Origin of the sequence: Tenacibaculum aquaeponti, assembly GCF_052084715.1 — a bacterium.
In the GTDB taxonomy this organism is placed as follows: Bacteria; Bacteroidota; Bacteroidia; order Flavobacteriales; family Flavobacteriaceae; genus Polaribacter.
On sequence record NZ_CP197288.1, the window covers coordinates 2,380,031 to 2,399,543 of the forward strand.

Below are 19,513 nucleotides of genomic sequence, written 5' to 3' on the forward strand. Positions count from 1 at the left end.
AATTAACAATATAGGGGATTATCTATGCTTTATTTTATTACCAATTTGGTTATTAATGATTTTTGACTATCATTAACTTCTAAAACATAAATTCCTTGATTCAATTTAGATACATTTATTTGTTTTACTTCATTTAAATTTCCTGATTTAACAATTTGACCAATTGCATTTACAATTTTATATGTTGTTAAACTCATTGATTTATTATTTACTGCAATTTGCACAAAATCACTAGCTGGATTTGGATAAGCTTTCAATACTAAAGGAGACTCGTTTCCTAACTCTTTTACCACTATATTTCCATCAATTCTTGTAGTAGTTCCGTTAGCAACAATATTAATTGTGTAATCTTCTACCTCTCCATCTGCAAAAGTTTCACAAGGAGTTTGCGCAGCATTATATTTCATAGAAACACGCATTCTGGTTTGACCTAATAAAGCATTTGCAGGAACAGTAACTGTAGTAGATAAATTATTAGCACTTGAAGAAGACCCTGAAACTACTTTTTCACTATCTTCAAATGTTCCATTTCTATTAAAATCTATCCAAACTGCCCAAAATTCCGTGTAAGCTGTTCCACTAAATCCAGCACTAACAACCATATTATTTGTACTACCTTGTGCTAAAGTTCCAACCTGAGCTGTAAAATCTGAATATCCACTTCCAGCAGCAGTTGCATTAGCAATTCCTCCTAACTCAACATTATCAATCCACTCGAATTGAGTTCTATTACTAGTAGAAGAACAATAAGAAACTGGAGCTGGAATATTATCTACAGTTGTAAATGATACAGATCCGGCAGCAGATGAATTCCCTGCAGCATCTTTTGCTTTAACTGAAATTGTATAAGATGTTCCAGCATTTAAGCCTGTTATATTAGCAGAAGTACCTGTAACACTTCCTAAACTAGAAGAACCTTGAAACACTTCGTAGCCAGTTACAGCAACATTATCTGTAGAAGCAGACCAACTTACAGTAGCTGTTGTTTCTGTAATACTAGAAGCCTGTAAATTTGATGGTGCAGATGGTGCTTGAGTATCTACTGTTGAACCTCCTTGAGTAGTAACCGATAAATCATCTACAGCAATATCACTAGACCAACCATTACCTGTTGTACCTACTATTCTTAATTTAACCTTTCCTCCTAAATAGGCACTTAAATTCACAGAAACTGAATTCCACTGATTTCCTTTATTACCAGAATCAGACCAAATGTCTGTCCAATTAGATTCTCCATTTTTTAACGCTTGAATTTTTAAAGAACCAACATTGCTTCCATACATATGATTTTCGAAAGAGAAAGTTGCCGCCGATTTACCTGAAAAATCAAAGCAAGCACTTTCTAAAATAGCAGTAGCATTAGCTCCTATTTGTCCTGTACTACTATTTGACGAAGCTTCTAAGAATAAATAATTAGAACCCTCTGTAGCAGATGATGGACCTGTATTATTAGAAGGTGTACTTCCTGATTTTCTCACCCAATTTCCATCGTCGCCAGTAACTTGAATCCATCCATCACCAGATTCAAACCCTTCATTATATGGAAAAGAAGAAACAGTTGATGAACATGTATCACCAGTTGGAGGATTTGTAGTTCCTCCGTTAGATTTATCAGATAAAGCCAAGGTACGTCTAGCTCCTCCAGCTTGTAAGTATGTATGCATTCTATCTCTTTGTCCAGCAGTAAATAAATTCATACAAGAATCATCAGAATAATCCATATAATTTTGAACCATATCTTCTGAACCACAAGAAGTATGTCCTGTAACACATCCATAATTAGGAGCATCAGATTCTGGTGTATCAGCAACAAAATCGTCAACACCACATGCTCCATCTCCCCAAATGTGACGTAATCCGAAATAGTGACCAACTTCATGAGTTGTAGTTCTACCTCCATCGAAAGGAGCTTGTGCAGTTCCTGTAGTTCCAAAATATTGATCTGCCATTACAACACCATCTGTAGAAGCATCTGTATCCCAAGGAAATTGAGCAAAACCTAAAATAGTTGCTGTTCCTGTTGGTGTATTTCTGATAATATTATCAACAATCCACATATTTAAATATTCAGCAGGATTCCAAGGATCTACTCCTCCACTAGAGGATTTTTTAAGATCATCTCCTTCCCCTAAAGAAGTATTCCATGTTGATTTACTTACTTGTTTCCTAGTAATACCTGTAGTTGGGTTTCCATTTGGGTCTACTTCAGCTAAATAAAATTCAATTTTTGTATCTGCTGCTTGTGACCATTTATTTGTTCTATCAGCATTTGTTCTACGGAAATCGGCATTTAAAACATCTAATTGAGATTGAATTTGTGCATTACTTATATTATTAGAAGAATTTGTATATAATACATGAACTACAACTGGAATTTGATATACGTCACCTACAATTCTACCTTGAAGATTATTCATTATAGCAACTTTTTGTTGAGTATATGTTTCCATATCTAGCATCTTTCTTTCTAAACTAGGATTTTTTTTAATTTTTTCTTCAAAAAGATCAGAAGCTATACAATTACGTTTTACTGTTGTTTGAGAGTAAATGGCAGAAGAAGCCAAAAGGATTCCTACCAAAACTAAAGTAATTTTGTTTTTCATTTAAAGGGTTTTAATGATTTATCCTATTTCCATAAAAAACACTAGTAATTATTGAATTTGAAAACTTACAATAGGTTTTTTTTACAAAAATGGAGGCCGAAAATATATTTTTGTTACATAAAAAACAAATAATTATAAATAAAATTAACAATTTAACATCTAATATTAATATATGTTAATTAATATTAAAAACCCGAGTTAGACTCGGGTTTAAACTAAACAATTAAAAAAAGGGGATTATTTTCTAACTATTTTGGTTTGAAATCTCTTCTGACCGTCAAAAAACTCAAATATATATACACCTGAGGTTAAATTTGAAATATCTATTCTTAAATCATTAACATTGTTACTTTTAACAATTTGTCCTTTAGAATTTATAATATTATAAGAAATCACTTCATGTTCTTGTTTTTCATCTAAAACAACATTAATATAATCTATAGTTGGATTTGGATATGCCGTAATTTTTAACACATCAACCTCACCTATAGCAAACGCTCCTGTGATATCAGCCTCTTTTAAATCTCCAGAATTTTGATCATCAATTATATTAATCGTATAATCTTCCACCTCTCCTTCTGAAAAAAATTCACATGATGTTTGTATTGATTTATATTTCATTGAAACTCTCATTCTTGTTTTACCTAGTAATGCTGTTTCAGGAATATTAATCATACCATACAAATCCTCTCTACTATTTGAAGATCCGTATACAACTTTTTCTTCATCAGAAAACGAACCATCTTGATTAAAGTCAATCCAAACCGACCAAAACTCCGTATAAGTAAAGCTTAAAAAACCTGCACTAACTACAATTGGTGTTTCTACTCCTCTTATTAAATTAGTTTCTAAAGCTGTAAAATCTGCATAACCATCATTGGAGTTTGAATAATTTGAAATTTCTCCTATTTCAACTTTATCAATCCATTCATAAGTTGATTTCTGTCCTCGTGAATCACAATAAAGCAATTCATTTTTTAATGTTGAAACAGAAACTTCGAATACTTCTACATCTACATCAGGACACTCTAAAATTGATTTAACACCAACTATATAATCTGTTTCTGGTTCTAAATCTAAAAATTCAATTTGAGGAGCTTTAACTGTGCCATACAATTGATTATTTAGATACACTTCATAACCTAAAACATTTAATCTATTTCGAGTATGATTTAAATTTACTTTAATTGATGTGGTTGTTATACCTAAAACCTCAAAATCTATGTACTCTTCATATTCATGCTTATCGTGATCTTCTTTAGTAATTATAACTGTATAATCCTCCACCTCTCCATAATCAAATACACCACAACTATCAGGCACACCTTCATATTTCATTATAACACGTAATCTTGTTTCTCCTTCTACAGCAAATTCAGGAACAAAAAAACTTCCCTCAATTAGTGATTTTGATGTTTTTTCTTGTTTCCATACCATTTCTTCTTCATCGTCGAAATCACCATCTTGATTATAATCTATAAACACAGCATAACCACTATCATATTTTATATCATCTTTCCATTTTGGTTTGATTTCTATATTGATTTGATGTTCTTTAATCAACTCTTTTGTTTGACTAATAAAATCAGAATAACCCTCTGTAAGTCCAGAGTTATTACTTTCACCACCAATAACAAATTCATCGATATAAAGTTCATTAGCATTTAAAGGTTTAGATACACAGTATCTATCTTTTTCTAAAGTAGTAAACTTAACATACTCACAATAAGAAGATTCTTCTTGTGCGCTAACACTTTTTATTTGCATTTCATATTCCGAATTATCTTGCAATCCTCTTAAAACGATTGATGTTTGTAACGCAAAAGTTTCGTTCCAATCTTCAGCACCTACCAAACGGTATCTTAAAACATAAGACCCTCCTTTTACTTCATCCCAAGAAACATGAGCTTCTGTAGATTTTAACTCTGAAATCATTATATTTCTAGGTGTAAATAATTCTGTTGATATTGTATTAAATTTATTAGATTTTGTTAGATCATGCCTAAATCCTCCTTCCATTAAAACAGCATGCATTCTAACCTTTTGTCCAGATGTAAAAACACTCATACAAGCATCATCTGAATAATCCATAAAATTCTCTACCATATCTTCAGAGCCACAAGAAATAGTTCCAGTTTGACAACCATAATTAGGTCCATTAGATTTTGGTGTATCAGTAACCAAATCATCAGAATCACAACTTCTACTATTTCCCCACGTATGACGAAGGTTTAAAAAATGTCCTACCTCATGAGTAGTTGTTCTACCTTTATCAAAAGGTGGACTTAAATAAAAGTTATTTCCTTTATCTGAAGAGCCGAAATATTTTGGATTTACAACAACACCATCAGTCTCTGATTTTCCACCAGGATATTGTGCATAACCTAAAATTCCGTTTCCGATATTACAAACCCATATATTTAAATACTCAGAGGTATTCCATGGATCCGTTCCACCAGATTTTGAGTTTTTCATAACGTCTTGAGCTCCCCAAGATGTTTTTTTACTCGATTTTCTAGTAATTCCTTTAGTTGAATTACCATAAGGATCTTCCGAAGCTAACTGAAATCGTATACCTACATCTGCAGCTTGAGGCCATTTATCAGTTAGATACGGAGTAGTCTTACTAAAATCTTCATTCAATACATCAATTTGGGATTGAACTTGATCGTCACTAATATTCTCTAATTCATTATTATAAATAATGTGTACTACGACTGGAATAGTGATAGGTTTTTCTTCTTGTTTGTTTTGAAACCTTTCCATTCGTTGTATTCTCATTTGAGCATGATACTCAATTAGATCCATTTTGTGTTGGATCTCTGGAGTCTTTTGTTTCCTGTACTCTAGATTTTCATTTGAGTAACAGGTTCTTCTTTCTTGCGAAGTAATTGTTACAGAAAGAAGAATAGTTAGTAATAATAAGAACGTATTCTTCATGTCCTCTCGTGTTTGGGGGTTACACAATTGATTAGTAATCTAATCCTTTCGAGGAAGGGGGATACCAATAAAGATACTCATAGGTTAGTTAGAGCTTCATTATAAAGTTAATTAAAAAAACTCTTAAAAACTCTTAAAAACTAAAAAACAGGGGTTTATCCTGTTTTTTTTTATTCTTAAAAACTAAAAAAAAAGCTCAAACAAAAGTTTGAGCTTTATGATTGGTTGTAAATAATTGAAGGGTTTATCTTTTAACCAATTTAGTGTTATATATTTTTGGTCCATAATTAACTTCTAATATATACATACCAGAATTTAATTTAGAAACATTAATTCTTCCATTTGTTAATTCACCTTTTTGAACTACTTGTCCAATAGTATTAACAATTTTATATGAATTTAATGCATCTCCTTTAGTATTAAGTTTTACTTCAACAAAGTCTCTTGCAGGATTTGGATATGCAACTACACTCATTGCATCTTCATTACCTAACTCATCTGCATCACTAAATGTTGTGAATAAATTTGAACTTGTTGATGAAGCAACAATATTAATAGTATAATCTTCCACTTCTCCATCTCCAAAGTTTTCACAAGCTGTTTGGTTAGAGTTATATTTCATAGAAACACGCATTCTTGTATTTCCTAATACTGCATCAGCTGGTACTATAACAGTACTATCTGTTAAATCTCCAGAGCTTGAAGAAGATCCAGAAGTTACTCTTTCGCTATCTTCAAATGTTCCATTCCTATTAAAATCAATCCAAACACCCCAAAATTCAGTATAAGAAGATCCTGAGAAACCAGCACTAATTACAATAGAATTGGTAGTTCCTCTAACTAAAGTTCCTACTTGGTCAGTAAAATCTGAATATCCAGAACCTGCTCCTGTAACATTGTTAATTCCTCCTATAGCTACTTTATCAATCCATTCATATTGAGTTCTACTACCACTAGAAGTACAATAAGTTGGTGTTGGGTTATCGCTTAATGTAGTAAATGTAACTGTTCCAGCATTTGAAACATTCCCTGCAGCATCTTGAGCCCTTACTGAAATTGTGTAAGATGTATCAGCTGTTAAACCTGTTAAATTTGCAGAAGTTCCTGTAACAGTTCCTAAACTTGTAGAACCTTGGAATACTTCATAAGCAGTCACACCTACATTATCTGTAGAAGCAGACCAACTAACAGTAGCTGTAGTTTGTGTAATACTTGAGGCTTGAACATTTGATGGTGCAGAAGGTGCTTGAGTATCTGATCCTGCATTTACAGCTGTTAACTCTAAATCATCAATAGCAACATCACTTCTCCATCCATTTCCTGTAGAACCTACAATTCTTAATTTAATAGTAGCTCCTAAATAGCTAGCTAAATCTACAGAAGCAGAATTCCACTGATTTCCTTGATTTCCTGATAGATTCCAAACATCAGTCCAAGTAGCTCCGTCATTTGAAGAAACCTGAACTTTTAAAGATCCCATATCTGTACCATACATATGGTTTTTAAACGCAAATGTAGCTGATGATTTTCCTGATAAATCAAAACATCCACTTTCTAAAATAGCCGTAGCATTATTTCCTATTTGCCCTGCACTACCATTAGTAGAAGCTTCAAGGAACATATAGAATGAACCATCCGCTCCAGAACTTGGTCCTGTACTACTTGAAGGAGTACCTCCACTATCTCTAACCCAGTCTCCATCATCTCCACCAACTTGAGTCCAACCATCATTACTCTCAAAACTTTCACTGTATGGTAAAGCTTGACATGCAGCTGGTGTATTTGTTGTAAATGTAGTTGAAGAACTATACGCAGAATTTGTTCCATCAGAACACTTACTACGAACTTGTACTTCATACTGAGTTCCAGCACTTAATCCTGATAAACTAGTAGTAGTTGATGAAACTGCATTTACAGTCCAAGAAGAAGTACCTGTTTGACGATATCTTACATCATAAGTCGCACTAGCAACTGACGACCAGTTAACAGTAGCTTCTGTTTGAGAGACTCCAGTAACACCAACACCCGTAGGAATAGTTGCATTACAAACTGCAGGAGTACCAGTAACACCAGTAACTATTAATGAAAACGCTTGACTTCCACCAACTAAACTTCCTTTATTAGTAACTGTAATCGTATAAGTTCCTGACGCTCCATTAACATCAACTCTTTCATAAGGATCTACATTATTATCTTGCTTTGCACTCGTAGTAGGACTTGTTAATTCATATGGAAAATAAGTAGTTCCTCCTTTAGTCACTCTAATATCTAAATCATTTACTAAAACTGGCGTAGTTGAATTTACAGTAGTATTAGCAGTACCTGGTCTATCTGTCCAAGAAATAGAAGCTAATAATGGACTTGTTCCATCTGAATCAACAGTAATAGTATATGTTTGTCCACTATTTAATGTTAACTCTTCTATTTTTGATCCATTTCCGTTAGCAGTAATTGCTTCAGCAGCTCTCTTTGTATTTAAAAGCCCCCATCCAAAAACAGCATCTGGTCCTGAAGCTCCTGCATCATCAGCAGTATGAAGCGCTAAACCTTTTAAAGTTGCAGCTCTCATTAAACTTCCGCTATTAAGATCTCCATAATGTTGTTGTAATAACAATAAAGAACCTGTTACATTTGGAGAAGCCATTGACGTACCAGTAATAGAATTATATGCTGTATCACTATTATCATAAGTAGAATATACTCCTGTTCCATTACCAGTAATATCTGGTTTAATACGCATATCATCAGTTGGTCCTTCACTACTCGAGCTATTTATAGAAACAGAAACTAAATTTCCATTAGCGTCTATATTAGCATCCTGAGCATTAGCTACAACTAAATTGTTTTTAGAAGTTGAATGTCCTGTTAATTTATCCCATCCTGATCCTCCAGTTGGATTATTATTTGCAGTGTTATCATTACCATCGTTACCAGCAGCAACAACCATTAAGTAGTTTGGTGCATTAAATAATATCTCATCCCATTCACGAGATTCATCTATATAACCACCAAAATAATGCTGTGGTAATTGAACTTGACCTAACTGATTTCTAAAAGCAAAACCATATGAGTGATTAGAAATAATCATACCATTAGAAGCCTCTGTAGTTGCTTCAGATTTATCATTATTCCAATCTGCAGTTCTTGCTTTTGCATGTGGCGCCATACCTTTAGCATCAGCTTGTACACCAGAAGCAACAATTGTTCCTGTTACGTGCTGAGCATGAAAACTATTTCCATTTAAAGTAGAACCATCTATTGTAGTAACACGATTATTTCCTCCTGCACCATCAAATTCTTGGTGAGTGTTACGTGTTCCTCCACCATCCCAAACATTTGCAGTCATTCCTTGTCCCATTAAGTTTAATCCTAACGATCCTCCTGAATGTAAATGATTTGTTCTAGTAGATTTTGCAGCATCAACATTAAAAGTTGTATAGTAAATAGGCTTACCATTTACAACTCTCTGAAGCTCCATAATACTTCCATCTTTTTTAAGAATTCTTGTTTCCCATCCTTTTTGTTTAGCCATTTGAAGAGCTTCGCGCTTTTGCTTACTTTCTTTGGTTTGGATGTTCTTTTTAATACTTTGAAGTTTTGTCAAATCGTACTTACTACGAATTTGCTCAATTTGCTTTTCGCTTTGTGCATTAGATTGTAATCCAAAAGACAACAAACCAGCGAAAAGCAATACTTTTGGCAAGTAATTGTTTTTCATTTTTTGAAGGGTTATAAAATATAAGTTTTCGTGTTTAATTAAACCTAAACGAAACCTTAAAATTTTGTTAATAGTGCGCCAAATATAATTTTTTTTTATTTTAATCCAAAAAAAACAAGGTTAATTATTTAAAATAGATAGAGTTACCCTATGTTTTTTAATAATACAGTATTTTTACATCATTTTTTATGGTTATAATTAAGGATTTTTCAATTTCATTCAAAGGAATTAAAGTAATTAACAAACTTAATTTCAAAATAAAATTCAACTCGATTTTAGGTATTGTTGGTGAGAGTGGCAGTGGAAAATCGTTAACATCTTTAGCTATAATGGGATTACTACCAAAAGAAGCTAAAACATGTGGAGAAATTTTGTTTAACGAAAAAGAATTATTAACTCTTTCAGAAAAAGAATTTCGAAAATATAGAGGAAACAAAATTTCTATGATTTTTCAAGAACCTATGAGTTCTTTAAATCCAACAATAACATGTGGCAAACAGGTTGCTGAAATTTTATCTCTACACACAAAGCTATCTAAACAAGAGATTAGAGAAGAAGTAATTTCTTTATTTGAAAAAGTAAAATTACCAAGACCTAAACAAATTTATAATAGTTTTCCACATGAAATTAGTGGTGGTCAAAAACAACGTGTAATGATAGCTATGGCTATCGCATGTAAACCTGCTTTGTTAATCGCTGATGAACCAACAACAGCACTAGATGTAACCGTTCAAAAAGAAATAATATTATTATTAAAAAATTTACAAGAAGAAACTAAAATGAGCATTCTTTTTATTTCACATGATTTAAATTTAGTTTCAGAAATTGCAGATGATGTTCTTGTTATGTACAAAGGAGCACTTGTAGAATACGGAAATGCCACTACAGTATTCAAAAACCCGAAAGAAAACTACACCAAAGCATTGATTAACTCTAAACCAAAAGATAATGTGCGTTTAAAAAAGCTGCCAACGGTAAAAGATTTTATTAATGAAACTGTAGAAAACAATTTTTTTTCAAAAGAAGAAAGAAAAGCTTATCATAAAAAAATTTATAATACAGCTCCTTTTTTAGAAGTCAAAAATCTTAAAAAAGAATTTATCTCTAAATCATTTTTATTTACAAAACCAAACATAGTAAAAGCAGTAAATGATGTTTCTTTTTCTTTATACCAAGGCGAAACATTAGGTTTAGTAGGAGAATCAGGCTGTGGAAAATCAACTTTAGTTAGAACTATTTTACAATTAGAAGAAGCTACAGACGGTGAAATTTTCTTTCAAGGAAAAGACATTACTAAACTCAACACAAAAGAATTAAAACTAATAAGAAAGGATATTCAAATTATCTTTCAAGATCCTTTTTCTTCATTAAATCCCAGAAAAACAGTTGGTGAAGCGATTTTGGAACCAATGACAGTTCATAAAATTCTATCTAATAAAAAAGAAAGAAAAGATTATGTTTTAGAACTTTTTAAAAATGTTGGTTTAGATATTACTCATTATAATAGATATCCTCATGAATTTTCAGGTGGACAACGTCAACGAATAGGAATTGCTAGAGCTATAGCCTTACACCCCAAATTGTTAATTTGTGATGAATCAGTTTCTGCTTTAGATGTTTCTGTTCAAGCTCAAATTTTAAACCTCTTGAACGAGTTAAAATTAAAATACAATTTCACTTACATTTTTATATCTCATGACCTTTCTGTTGTAAAATATATGTCTGATCAACTTATTGTAATGAATACTGGAAAAATTGAAGAAATTGGTGATGCAGATGATATTTATAAAAACCCTAAAAAAGAATATACAAAAACTCTAATCAATGCTATTCCTAAAGGAATATAATCCTTACCTCAAAAAAAATTAATATAGTATATTGCGGTAATAAAATAAACTAGAAAGATTAAATGAAAATTATTGTTCCTATGGCAGGTGTAGGCTCTCGCTTACGTCCTCATACTCTTACTACTCCTAAACCTTTAACTGTAATTGCTGGAAAAACAATCGTACAGCGATTAGTTGAAGATATCAGTAAAGTAATCGATCAACAAATAGAAGAAATCGCTTTTGTTATCGGTCCTGCTAAAAAAGGTTTTCCTTCAAACACAAAACAAAAACTGATTGAAATTGCTAATAATTTAGGAGCAAAAGGTTCAGTTTATGTTCAAGAAGAAGCTCTAGGAACTGCACATGCTATTTACTGTGCTAAAGAATCTTTAAGTGGACCATGTGTTGTAGCTTATGCTGATACTTTATTTAAAGCTGATTTCACTTTAGACACAAATGCTGATGGTGCTATTTGGGTAAAACAAGTTGAAGATCCAAGCGCTTTTGGTGTTGTAAAATTAGACAACGGATTTATTACAGATTTTATTGAAAAACCTAAAGAATTTGTATCTGATTTAGCAATTATTGGAATCTATTACTTTAAAAACGGAGATAAAGTTAAAGAAGAAATTCAATATTTAATTGATAACGACCTAAAAGAAAATAATGAATATCAATTAACAAATGTTTTAGAATCTTTAAAGCAACAAGGTGCTAAATTTATACCTGGTAAAGTTGATGCATGGATGGATTGCGGTAAAAAAGATCCAACGGTTGATACTAACAAACAAGTATTAGAATTTGAAGCTGCTGACGGTAATAATTTAGTTTCTGATGATGTTGTATTGGAAAATTCAGAAATTATTCAACCTTGTTATGTAGGTAAAAATGTTGTGTTGAAAAACACAAAAATAGGTCCTTATGTATCTATAGGAGAAGACAGTATTGTAGAAAACGCTACGATAACAAACTCTCTAATTCAAACGAATGTGCAAATAAGCAATGCCAATTTTGATAACGCTATGATTGGTAATTTTACTAAATTTAATGGAAAATTTACATCAATAAGTATCGGTGATTATACAGAACTTACATAAAAAAGAAACTTTAGGAGAGTATAAAAAGGTATTTAAAATCTTACCTTTTCTCCTCTCCTTTTTGTTTTTTATTAATTCTCAAATTTATGCTCAAGACAGTCTTGTTTTAGAAGCTTCTATTTCTGAAAAAAAGCTAATTGAATTTGAGCAATTGTTTTTTGATGCTATAACTTCTAAAGCTATAAACAATCATCAAAAAGCAATACAACAATTAGAAGAATGTAACACCATCATCCCCGATGATAAAGCAGTACTTTTCGAACTTTCTAAAAACTATTTTGAATTAAAGAAAATTCCAGAAGCTACAGAATATGCAAATCAAGCATTAACTAAAGACCCAGAAAATCTTTGGATTCGTGAACACTTAGTTAAAGTATACAGGAAATCTGGTCGTTTTGATAAAGCTATTGAAATTCAACAGAAAATAGGCGAAAAATTCCCTAAAAAAAAGAGAGAGTTAGCCTTTCTTTATTTAATGAATAATGAAAGGTCTAAAGCTAAAAAACTTCTTAACGATTTAGAAAAAGCAAAACTTTTAGATGGCCGTTTACGCAGATTAAAAAATCAGTTAGAGAACGTTAATAAAATTGATCGTTCGATTAAAAAATCTATTGTAAAGGAAGATTTACAAACTGTATTTAACAATGATAAATCATTCAAAAACTTAACTTCTCTTTTAAAACAACTTGAAAAAAACAAGAGCAATAAAGATTTGCTTTTATATAGTGAAAAAGGTTTAGGTTTATTTCCTGCACAACCTTTGGTATATCTTATGAATGGTATTGCGTTAAATAATACTAAGCAATATAAAAAAGCTATAGAAACACTTCAAAATGGTATTGATTTTGTTATTGATGACAGAAAAATGGAACAAAAGTTTTATGTAGAGTTATTGAAAGCTTACAAAGGAACTGGAGATACCCAAAACATTAACAAATACCAGAAAAAAATTAAGTAATCAATGAAAAAAGTATACTTTATACTTACCACATTAATTATCGCAACTTTAAGTTCTTGTAAATCTACTAAAGAAACTACAAGTACTTCTGCTATAAAAAACTTATCTGCAAGAAAAGTAGTTAAAAGGCATTTAGCTTCTAATTTTGAAGGAAATACTATCGATGCAAAATTAAAAGTTAGATACAAAGACAAAAAAGAAGATATTGGTTTTTCAGTAAAAATGAAAATCAAAAAAGATGAAGTTATATGGTTAAAAGGAACTAAAATTATTACTGTTTTTAAAGCTAAAATAACTCCAGAAAAAGTAAGCTTTTATTCTCCGTACAAAAAAAATTATTTTGAAGGTGATTTTACTATGCTAAAGAAACTTTTAGGTTTTGATGTTAATTTTGAACAACTTCAAAATATGTTACTGGGTCAAGCCGTTCTAAATATATCTGAGAATAAACAAAAAGTTGATATTGTGAATCGCTCTTATCAACTTCATCCTAAAAAACAACCTTTGTTATTTGATATTTTTTATCAAATACACCCCGATCACTATAAATTAAAAAAACAATATTTAGTTAATCAATTAAAAGAACAGCGATTAGATATTGATTATACTGATTATATTAAAAAAGATAATTTATTATTTCCTAAAAGAACAGTAATTACAGCTAAAGAGAAGAATAAATTTACCAACATTAATATAGAAGTTAGATCTATTAACTTCAATACTAATTTAGAAATGCCATTCAGAATACCTTCTGGATATAAAGAAATCAAATTATAGTGAAAAAGCTTTTTTACATATCTATTTTAAGTTTTTTATGCATTTCTCTTTCATCTCATGCACAAGGGAGAAAAGAGCTTGAAAAACGCCGTAAAAAGATAAACAAGGACATAAAAAAGATTAACTCATTACTTTTTGAAACTAAAAAAGAAAAAACAAACGCTTTAGATGACTTAAAAGATTTAAGTCAGAAAATAACTGTTCGTGAACAGCTTATTGAAACAATTCGGTTAGAGACAGAAGAATTGAATAAAGAAATTAAGCAAAATGAAAAGAAAATAACTGTAAATAATACAGAACTAAAAAATTTAAAAGCCGATTATGCTGATATGGTTTTTAAATCGTATAAGAGTAAATCACAGCAAAGTAAAACCATGTTTTTACTATCTTCAGAAGATTTCTTACAAGCATATAAGAGAATAAAATACATTGAACAATATAAAAGTTTTAGGAAAAAACAAGCGCAAAAAATTATATATAAAACTAAAGAAATAGAACGCTTAAATGATTCTTTAACTAAAAAGAAAAATCAGAAAAAAGTTTTAATTAACACAGAAACTAACCAAAAAAACAGAATAGAAAGCGAAAAAGAAGAACAAGAAGAGTTAGTTACGAAAATAAAAAAACAAGAAAGTAAATATAAACGACAGTTAAATAAAAAAATAAAAGAAGAAAAAGCTGTTGCTAAAAGAATTGATCGAATTATTAGAGCAGCTATTGCAAAGGCAAATAAAGGAAAAAAAGGAAAAGCAAAAAAAGGAGAATTTTTATTAACCAAAGCTGAAAAAACTTTAAAAGCGAACTTCGAGCAAAATAAAGGGAGATTACCTTGGCCAATTAATGGGGTTATTACCAGAAAATTTGGAAAACAACCGCATCCTACATTTAAATCGATTACGATTAATGGTACTGGTTTACACATTAGAGGAAAACAAGGAGATGATGCAAAAAGTGTTTTTAATGGGAAGGTTTTAAGTATTATTAAAACAGATAAAGGAACAAAAAGTGTTATGGTTCAGCATGGAGATTATATTACAACATACTCTAACCTTAGAACTGTCTTTGTAAAAAACAACCAAAACGTTACTACTGGAACTCCTATTGGAAAAGTTTTTACCAATAGAGTAACCGGAAAAACAGAATTGCTTTTTGTACTTTCAAAAAACACCCAAAAACTAGATCCTGCTAACTGGATTAAATCAAATTAATGAATAAAGCTTCTAATTTTATTATAGTTACTACAGCTATTATTGCTGTTTTAGTAATTGGTAAAGGAATTTTAATTCCGTTCATTTTTGCTGTTATCTTCTGGTTTTTTACTAGAGAAATCAGAAAACTTATCTATAAAATTCCTTTTGCAGAAAAATTCATCCCAAAATGGATTAGCAACATTTTGGTCTTTTCTATAATCATTTTAGCCTTTGGTTTTATTTCTGAAATTATTACTAATAGCGTTACTAATGTTACCGAATCATACACAAAATACGAACCTAATATAGAACGTATTATAACTGATTTAGGTAATTATTTAAATGTAGATATTTTAACATCTATAAAATCTGTTGTAGGAGATTTTAATTACGGTTCTGTTTTAGGTGATATCGCAAATGGTGTAAGTGGTTTATTAGGTGATACATTTATGATTATTATTTATGCCTTATTCTTATTTCTTGAGGAGCGTAGCTTTGTAAAAAAGTTATATATGATTCTAAGCAAAGGAAATAATTATAACAATATCCAAACAATGCTAGATAAAATTGAAGATTCAATTTCAAATTACTTGCGTTTAAAAACCTATGTAAGCCTTTTAACTGGTATTTTAAGCTATTTTGTTTTGCTTTTTGTTGGTGTAGATAGCGCACCTTTTTGGGCCTTTTTAATCTTCTTATTAAACTACATTCCAACTGTAGGTTCTTTGATAGGAACAATTTTCCCTGCAATTTTTAGTTTACTTCAGTTTGGAGAGTTTACTCCATTTATAATTATTGCTTTAGCTGTTGGAGCAATTCAAGTTGTTGTAGGTAATGTAATTGAACCACGTTTATTTGGTAAATCTTTAAATTTAAGCCCTTTAGTAACTATTTTAGCTTTATCTGTTTGGGGCAAAATATGGGGAATTACAGGAATGGTACTATCGGTTCCTATCACTGTAATTATGATTATTGTATTTTCTCAATTTGAAAAAACAAGATCAATAGCTATTATGCTTTCAGAGAATGGTGAAATAGATAAAATTACAAAGAAAGACTAATCAAACAAAGCTTTAAGTTCTGTAGCTTCTTTAGGTTGCATTTTACCAGCTAAAATTAAACTTAATTGTTTTCTTCGTAAAGCTCCATCAAAACGTTGTTGTTCTAATTCTGATTGTGGATTTATTTTAGGAATTGGCACAGGTTTCCCTGTTTCGTCTACGGCTACAAACGTATAAATACCTTCATTTACCTTCGTTTTTTCACCTGATTGACGGTCTTCTATCCAAACATCAACAAAAACCTCCATAGACGATGTAAAAGCCCTAGAAACCTTCGCTTCTAAAGTAACTACACTTCCAACTGGAACAGACTTGGTAAATGCTACGTGATTTACAGAAGCTGTTACAACAATTCTCCTAGAATGACGGCGAGCAGCAATACTACACGCTCTATCCATACGAGCTAATAATTCTCCTCCGAAAAGATTATCTAAATAATTCGTTTCTCCAGGTAATACTAAATCTGTAAGTACTGTTTTTGATTGTTGTGGCGTTTTAGCTTCCATATCTAAAATTTGCCGCAAAGATAATTAAACCCTAAGAAAGGATTAAAATTTTAATCAAGAAAATATCGTTTTTACTTTACAAGAATCCAAGCATCTTTAGATGCTTCTTCACGAATAGTTTCAATAGCCTCTTTTGCAGCTTCTTTAGAAGAATAACTAGCTACAGAAACTTGAGTAAGGCCCCATTGGTTTTTTCCAATAATCTTAGCATTACTATATCCTTTTTGTTTTAATTCTGCTATTTTCTTTTCTGCATTCTCTTCTAATTGAAAAGCTCCTGCAATAATGAAAACAGTTTCCTTATTTTCCTTAGTAATGTCTAAACTTATTGTTGGTAATTTATCACCAATAACAAAAGTCGCTTTCTGAATTTTCTCTTCTACTAAATTTTGTTCTGCTACTAAAGTATCAAGGTTACTTTTAGGTGCAAATTGTTGAAATGCAGCCGCACCAGCTAAAAGTATTGCAGCCGCTGCTGCGTATTTAGTAATTCTAAATGGCTTATTTGTAGTTTGCTCATCTTGTGTTATTTGCTCTTCATCAAAAGAAGTAATTGTTGGTAGAGGTATTACCTTTTCTTCTTTTTCAATTACAGGATAACTTACAGATGAGAAACCAAAAGAACTCGTAAGGAAATTTGTAGTACTTTCTGGCTTAAATACTAATTGATCTTCTTCATTTAAAACCAAAGTACCCACTTCATTAATTTCTAAAGCTCCAACTTTTAAAGTTGTTTTCCATTCAGTAACAACTTCAGAAATTTTAGCTACAGCTTCTTCAAATGAAATGTTTAAAATCGAAGCTACTTCATTTGCTAACAAACCATCGTTATGTTGCAACTGTGCATTAAAAGAAATCTTCTTTGTAGGTGGATAAAAAACACCATCAACTAATTGAGTTGTAGTTGTGTTTGTAACAAATCCTCCAAAGTTCGGAACGATCACACAATCGTAACGATATAATAATTCCTTTATGTAGCTTTTCATCATCATAAGTACAAAGTTAGCTTTTTTGTTGATTTAAAAAAAGTATATTTGTGTTTAGTAGACTAGATTTTTTAAAATTTTGGTCTTCTAAATTAAGAAAAAGAAAATGCTAGAAAAAGAACTATTGGCTGTATTGCGTTTACAGTCAACACCAAAAGTTGGTGATATTATATCAAAAAAATTGATACGCACGCTGGGATCTGCATCGCAAATTTTTAAAGAAAAAAAATCTGCTTTACTTAAAATCGATGGGATAGGAGAGTACATTGTTCAACATCTTCTCAATGAAAAAACACTTCTATTAGCCACCAAAGAACTTGAATATATTCAGAAACATAAAATTTCTTATTCATATTGTTTTGATGCTGATTATCCTAAAAATCTACAAAATTGTACAGATGCTCCATTATTATTTTTTTATGACGGAAAATTAAATTGGAAAACTGATCGTATTATTTCTATTGTTGGAACTCGAAATATGACAAATTATGGAAGGGAATTTTGCAGAAATTTCATTGAAGATATAGCTAAATATAATCCTTTAATTGTAAGCGGACTTGCCTATGGTGTAGATATTTGCGCACATCAAACAGCTTTTGATTATGATTTACAAAATATCGCTGTTTTGGCTCACGGACTTAATGAGATTTATCCGAAAAAACACAAACAGTTTTTGCCAAAAATTATGAATAACGGCGGAATTATCTCTGAGTTTTGGCATAACGAACAACCTATGCGTGAAAATTTTTTAAAACGAAATAGAATAGTTGCTGGAATGTCTAAAGCAACAATTATTATAGAATCTGCTGAACGGGGAGGAGCTTTAGTTACCGCAGATATCGCTAATTCTTATCATCGTGATGTTTTTGCAGTTCCAGGAAAAATAACAGATTATTACAGTAAAGGCTGTAACAATTTAATAAAATCGAATCAAGCACATTTATTGAGTTCTGCTGAAGATTTAGTAAAAATGCTGAATTGGGATGTACAAGAAAAACCTACTGTTAAACAGACAGAATTATTCATTAATTTAAATGAATTAGAACAAAAAGTATATGACTATTTATTAAAAAACGGCAAACAACTCTTGGATGTAATTGCATTAGATTGTGAAATTCCGGTATATAAACTATCATCTTTATTACTTCAAATGGAATTAAGAGGAATTATAAAACCTTTGCCAGGAAAGATGTTTGAAATATAAAGAAAGTCTCTTTTTCAAGAGACTTTTTTGTTGTTATATACTTGCTGTAATTCGTGCTGTAATTTCTTCTATTGAACCCATTCCATCGAAAGTTGCTACTTCTAACTTTGTTTTCATGTAAGCAATCGCTGGCTTTGTGGTTTCTTCAAAAATTCGAATTCGTTTTAAATGCGTTTCTGGATCTTTATCGTCTTCTCGATTTGAAGTTTCTGCTCGTTTCTTAGCTCGAAGTAATAGTTCTTCTTTCGGAACTTCAATATCAATTACCTTTTCAATGCTTAATCCTTTTTCAGAAACTAAAGTTAACAGATCGTCCATTTGCGGAATAGTTCTTGGATAGCCGTCTAAGATAATTCCTTCTTCAGATCTGTTTTCATCTAAAATTTGACTGAATAATGTTTTCATGATTTGATCTGGAACTAAATCTCCTTTCTTTTCATATTTTGATAATTCTTTGCCGATTTCAGTTCCTTGTTCTTTTTCCAATCTACAACGATCACCTGTAGAAATGTGTTTATAATTTAAAAGGTTCTTTAAAATTTCACACTGTGTTCCTTTTCCAGAATATGGTGGTCCTGTGATGATTAAAATTTTCATCTTTTTAATTTCTATTTCAAAAGTTTATCTACAAATGTACTTATAAA

The 19,513-nt window shown here is 30.9% G+C and carries 13 protein-coding genes; 7 read left to right on the forward strand and 6 right to left on the reverse strand.

Annotated features, from left to right (window positions below; genetic code table 11):
• Positions 1 to 29 precede the first annotated feature (29 nt).
• The 3 genes from ACSIGC_RS10690 to ACSIGC_RS10700 form a co-directional block, all read right to left on the reverse strand.
• Positions 30 to 2,603, reverse strand: coding sequence for a GEVED domain-containing protein (locus tag ACSIGC_RS10690; RefSeq protein WP_442264811.1), 2,574 nt, complete (start codon positions 2,601 to 2,603; stop codon positions 30 to 32).
• A 237-nt stretch (positions 2,604 to 2,840) separates the two neighbouring features.
• Complete coding sequence (locus tag ACSIGC_RS10695; RefSeq protein ID WP_442264812.1) at positions 2,841 to 5,543, reverse strand: GEVED domain-containing protein; 2,703 nt, start codon at positions 5,541 to 5,543, stop codon at positions 2,841 to 2,843.
• 244 nt (positions 5,544 to 5,787) lie between these two features.
• Positions 5,788 to 9,261, reverse strand: coding sequence for a S8 family serine peptidase (locus tag ACSIGC_RS10700; protein WP_442264813.1), 3,474 nt, complete (start codon positions 9,259 to 9,261; stop codon positions 5,788 to 5,790).
• A 188-nt stretch (positions 9,262 to 9,449) separates the two neighbouring features.
• Here ACSIGC_RS10700 and ACSIGC_RS10705 point away from each other — a divergent pair, with 188 nt between their 5' ends.
• The 6 genes from ACSIGC_RS10705 to ACSIGC_RS10730 all read left to right on the forward strand — a co-directional run bounded on the left by ACSIGC_RS10705 (position 9,450) and on the right by ACSIGC_RS10730 (position 16,173).
• Positions 9,450 to 11,108 (forward strand): ABC transporter ATP-binding protein, encoded by a 1,659-nt coding sequence (locus ACSIGC_RS10705; protein ID WP_442264814.1) that lies wholly within the window; start codon positions 9,450 to 9,452, stop codon positions 11,106 to 11,108.
• Between the two features lie 62 nt (positions 11,109 to 11,170).
• A complete protein-coding gene (locus ACSIGC_RS10710; protein WP_442264815.1) occupies positions 11,171 to 12,187 on the forward strand; it encodes a sugar phosphate nucleotidyltransferase in 1,017 nt (338 codons plus the stop codon).
• Positions 12,165 to 13,145 carry a tetratricopeptide repeat protein gene (locus ACSIGC_RS10715; RefSeq protein WP_442264816.1) on the forward strand — a complete coding sequence of 327 codons (981 nt, stop codon included), beginning with the start codon at positions 12,165 to 12,167 and terminating at the stop codon, positions 13,143 to 13,145. The genes ACSIGC_RS10710 and ACSIGC_RS10715 overlap by 23 nt, the downstream gene beginning before the upstream one ends.
• Before the next feature lie 3 nt (positions 13,146 to 13,148).
• Positions 13,149 to 13,922, forward strand: a complete 774-nt coding sequence (locus ACSIGC_RS10720; RefSeq protein ID WP_442264817.1) for a DUF4292 domain-containing protein — start codon at positions 13,149 to 13,151, stop codon at positions 13,920 to 13,922.
• Positions 13,922 to 15,130: a murein hydrolase activator EnvC family protein gene (locus ACSIGC_RS10725; protein ID WP_442264818.1), complete on the forward strand. Its 1,209-nt coding sequence runs from the start codon at positions 13,922 to 13,924 to the stop codon at positions 15,128 to 15,130. Before ACSIGC_RS10720 ends, ACSIGC_RS10725 begins: the two co-directional genes overlap by 1 nt.
• Positions 15,130 to 16,173, forward strand: a complete 1,044-nt coding sequence (locus tag ACSIGC_RS10730) for an AI-2E family transporter (protein WP_442264819.1) — start codon at positions 15,130 to 15,132, stop codon at positions 16,171 to 16,173. The genes ACSIGC_RS10725 and ACSIGC_RS10730 overlap by 1 nt, the downstream gene beginning before the upstream one ends.
• Here the strand turns inward: ACSIGC_RS10730 and ACSIGC_RS10735 are convergent.
• On the reverse strand, positions 16,170 to 16,679 hold the full coding sequence (locus ACSIGC_RS10735; protein ID WP_442264820.1) for an acyl-CoA thioesterase: 510 nt from the start codon (positions 16,677 to 16,679) through the stop codon (positions 16,170 to 16,172). The genes ACSIGC_RS10730 and ACSIGC_RS10735 overlap by 4 nt on opposite strands.
• Positions 16,680 to 16,750: 71 nt before the next feature.
• Positions 16,751 to 17,671, reverse strand: a complete 921-nt coding sequence (locus ACSIGC_RS10740) for an SPOR domain-containing protein (RefSeq protein ID WP_442264821.1) — start codon at positions 17,669 to 17,671, stop codon at positions 16,751 to 16,753.
• Between the two features lie 100 nt (positions 17,672 to 17,771).
• Between ACSIGC_RS10740 and dprA the strand changes: the two genes are divergently transcribed.
• Positions 17,772 to 18,869, forward strand: coding sequence for a DNA-processing protein DprA (gene dprA, locus ACSIGC_RS10745; protein WP_442264822.1), 1,098 nt, complete (start codon positions 17,772 to 17,774; stop codon positions 18,867 to 18,869).
• 33 nt (positions 18,870 to 18,902) lie between these two features.
• Here dprA and ACSIGC_RS10750 read toward each other — a convergent pair whose 3' ends face one another.
• Entirely contained in the window at positions 18,903 to 19,466 is a 564-nt protein-coding gene (locus tag ACSIGC_RS10750; protein ID WP_442264823.1) for an adenylate kinase family protein, read from the reverse strand.
• Positions 19,467 to 19,513: the final 47 nt, after the last annotated feature.

What these genes read in the sequence shown, in the direction of transcription:
- ACSIGC_RS10690 (WP_442264811.1), bottom strand. Translation starts at nt 2,603, where the DNA reads ATGAAAAACAAAATTACTTTAGTTTTGGTAGGAATCCTTTTGGCTTCT.
- ACSIGC_RS10695 (WP_442264812.1), bottom strand. Translation starts at nt 5,543, where the DNA reads ATGAAGAATACGTTCTTATTATTACTAACTATTCTTCTTTCTGTAACA.
- ACSIGC_RS10700 (WP_442264813.1), bottom strand. Translation starts at nt 9,261, where the DNA reads ATGAAAAACAATTACTTGCCAAAAGTATTGCTTTTCGCTGGTTTGTTG.
- ACSIGC_RS10705 (WP_442264814.1), top strand. Translation starts at nt 9,450, where the DNA reads ATGGTTATAATTAAGGATTTTTCAATTTCATTCAAAGGAATTAAAGTA.
- ACSIGC_RS10710 (WP_442264815.1), top strand. Translation starts at nt 11,171, where the DNA reads ATGAAAATTATTGTTCCTATGGCAGGTGTAGGCTCTCGCTTACGTCCT.
- ACSIGC_RS10720 (WP_442264817.1), top strand. Translation starts at nt 13,149, where the DNA reads ATGAAAAAAGTATACTTTATACTTACCACATTAATTATCGCAACTTTA.
- ACSIGC_RS10730 (WP_442264819.1), top strand. Translation starts at nt 15,130, where the DNA reads ATGAATAAAGCTTCTAATTTTATTATAGTTACTACAGCTATTATTGCT.
- ACSIGC_RS10735 (WP_442264820.1), bottom strand. Translation starts at nt 16,679, where the DNA reads ATGGAAGCTAAAACGCCACAACAATCAAAAACAGTACTTACAGATTTA.
- ACSIGC_RS10740 (WP_442264821.1), bottom strand. Translation starts at nt 17,671, where the DNA reads ATGATGATGAAAAGCTACATAAAGGAATTATTATATCGTTACGATTGT.
- dprA (WP_442264822.1), top strand. Translation starts at nt 17,772, where the DNA reads ATGCTAGAAAAAGAACTATTGGCTGTATTGCGTTTACAGTCAACACCA.
- ACSIGC_RS10750 (WP_442264823.1), bottom strand. Translation starts at nt 19,466, where the DNA reads ATGAAAATTTTAATCATCACAGGACCACCATATTCTGGAAAAGGAACA.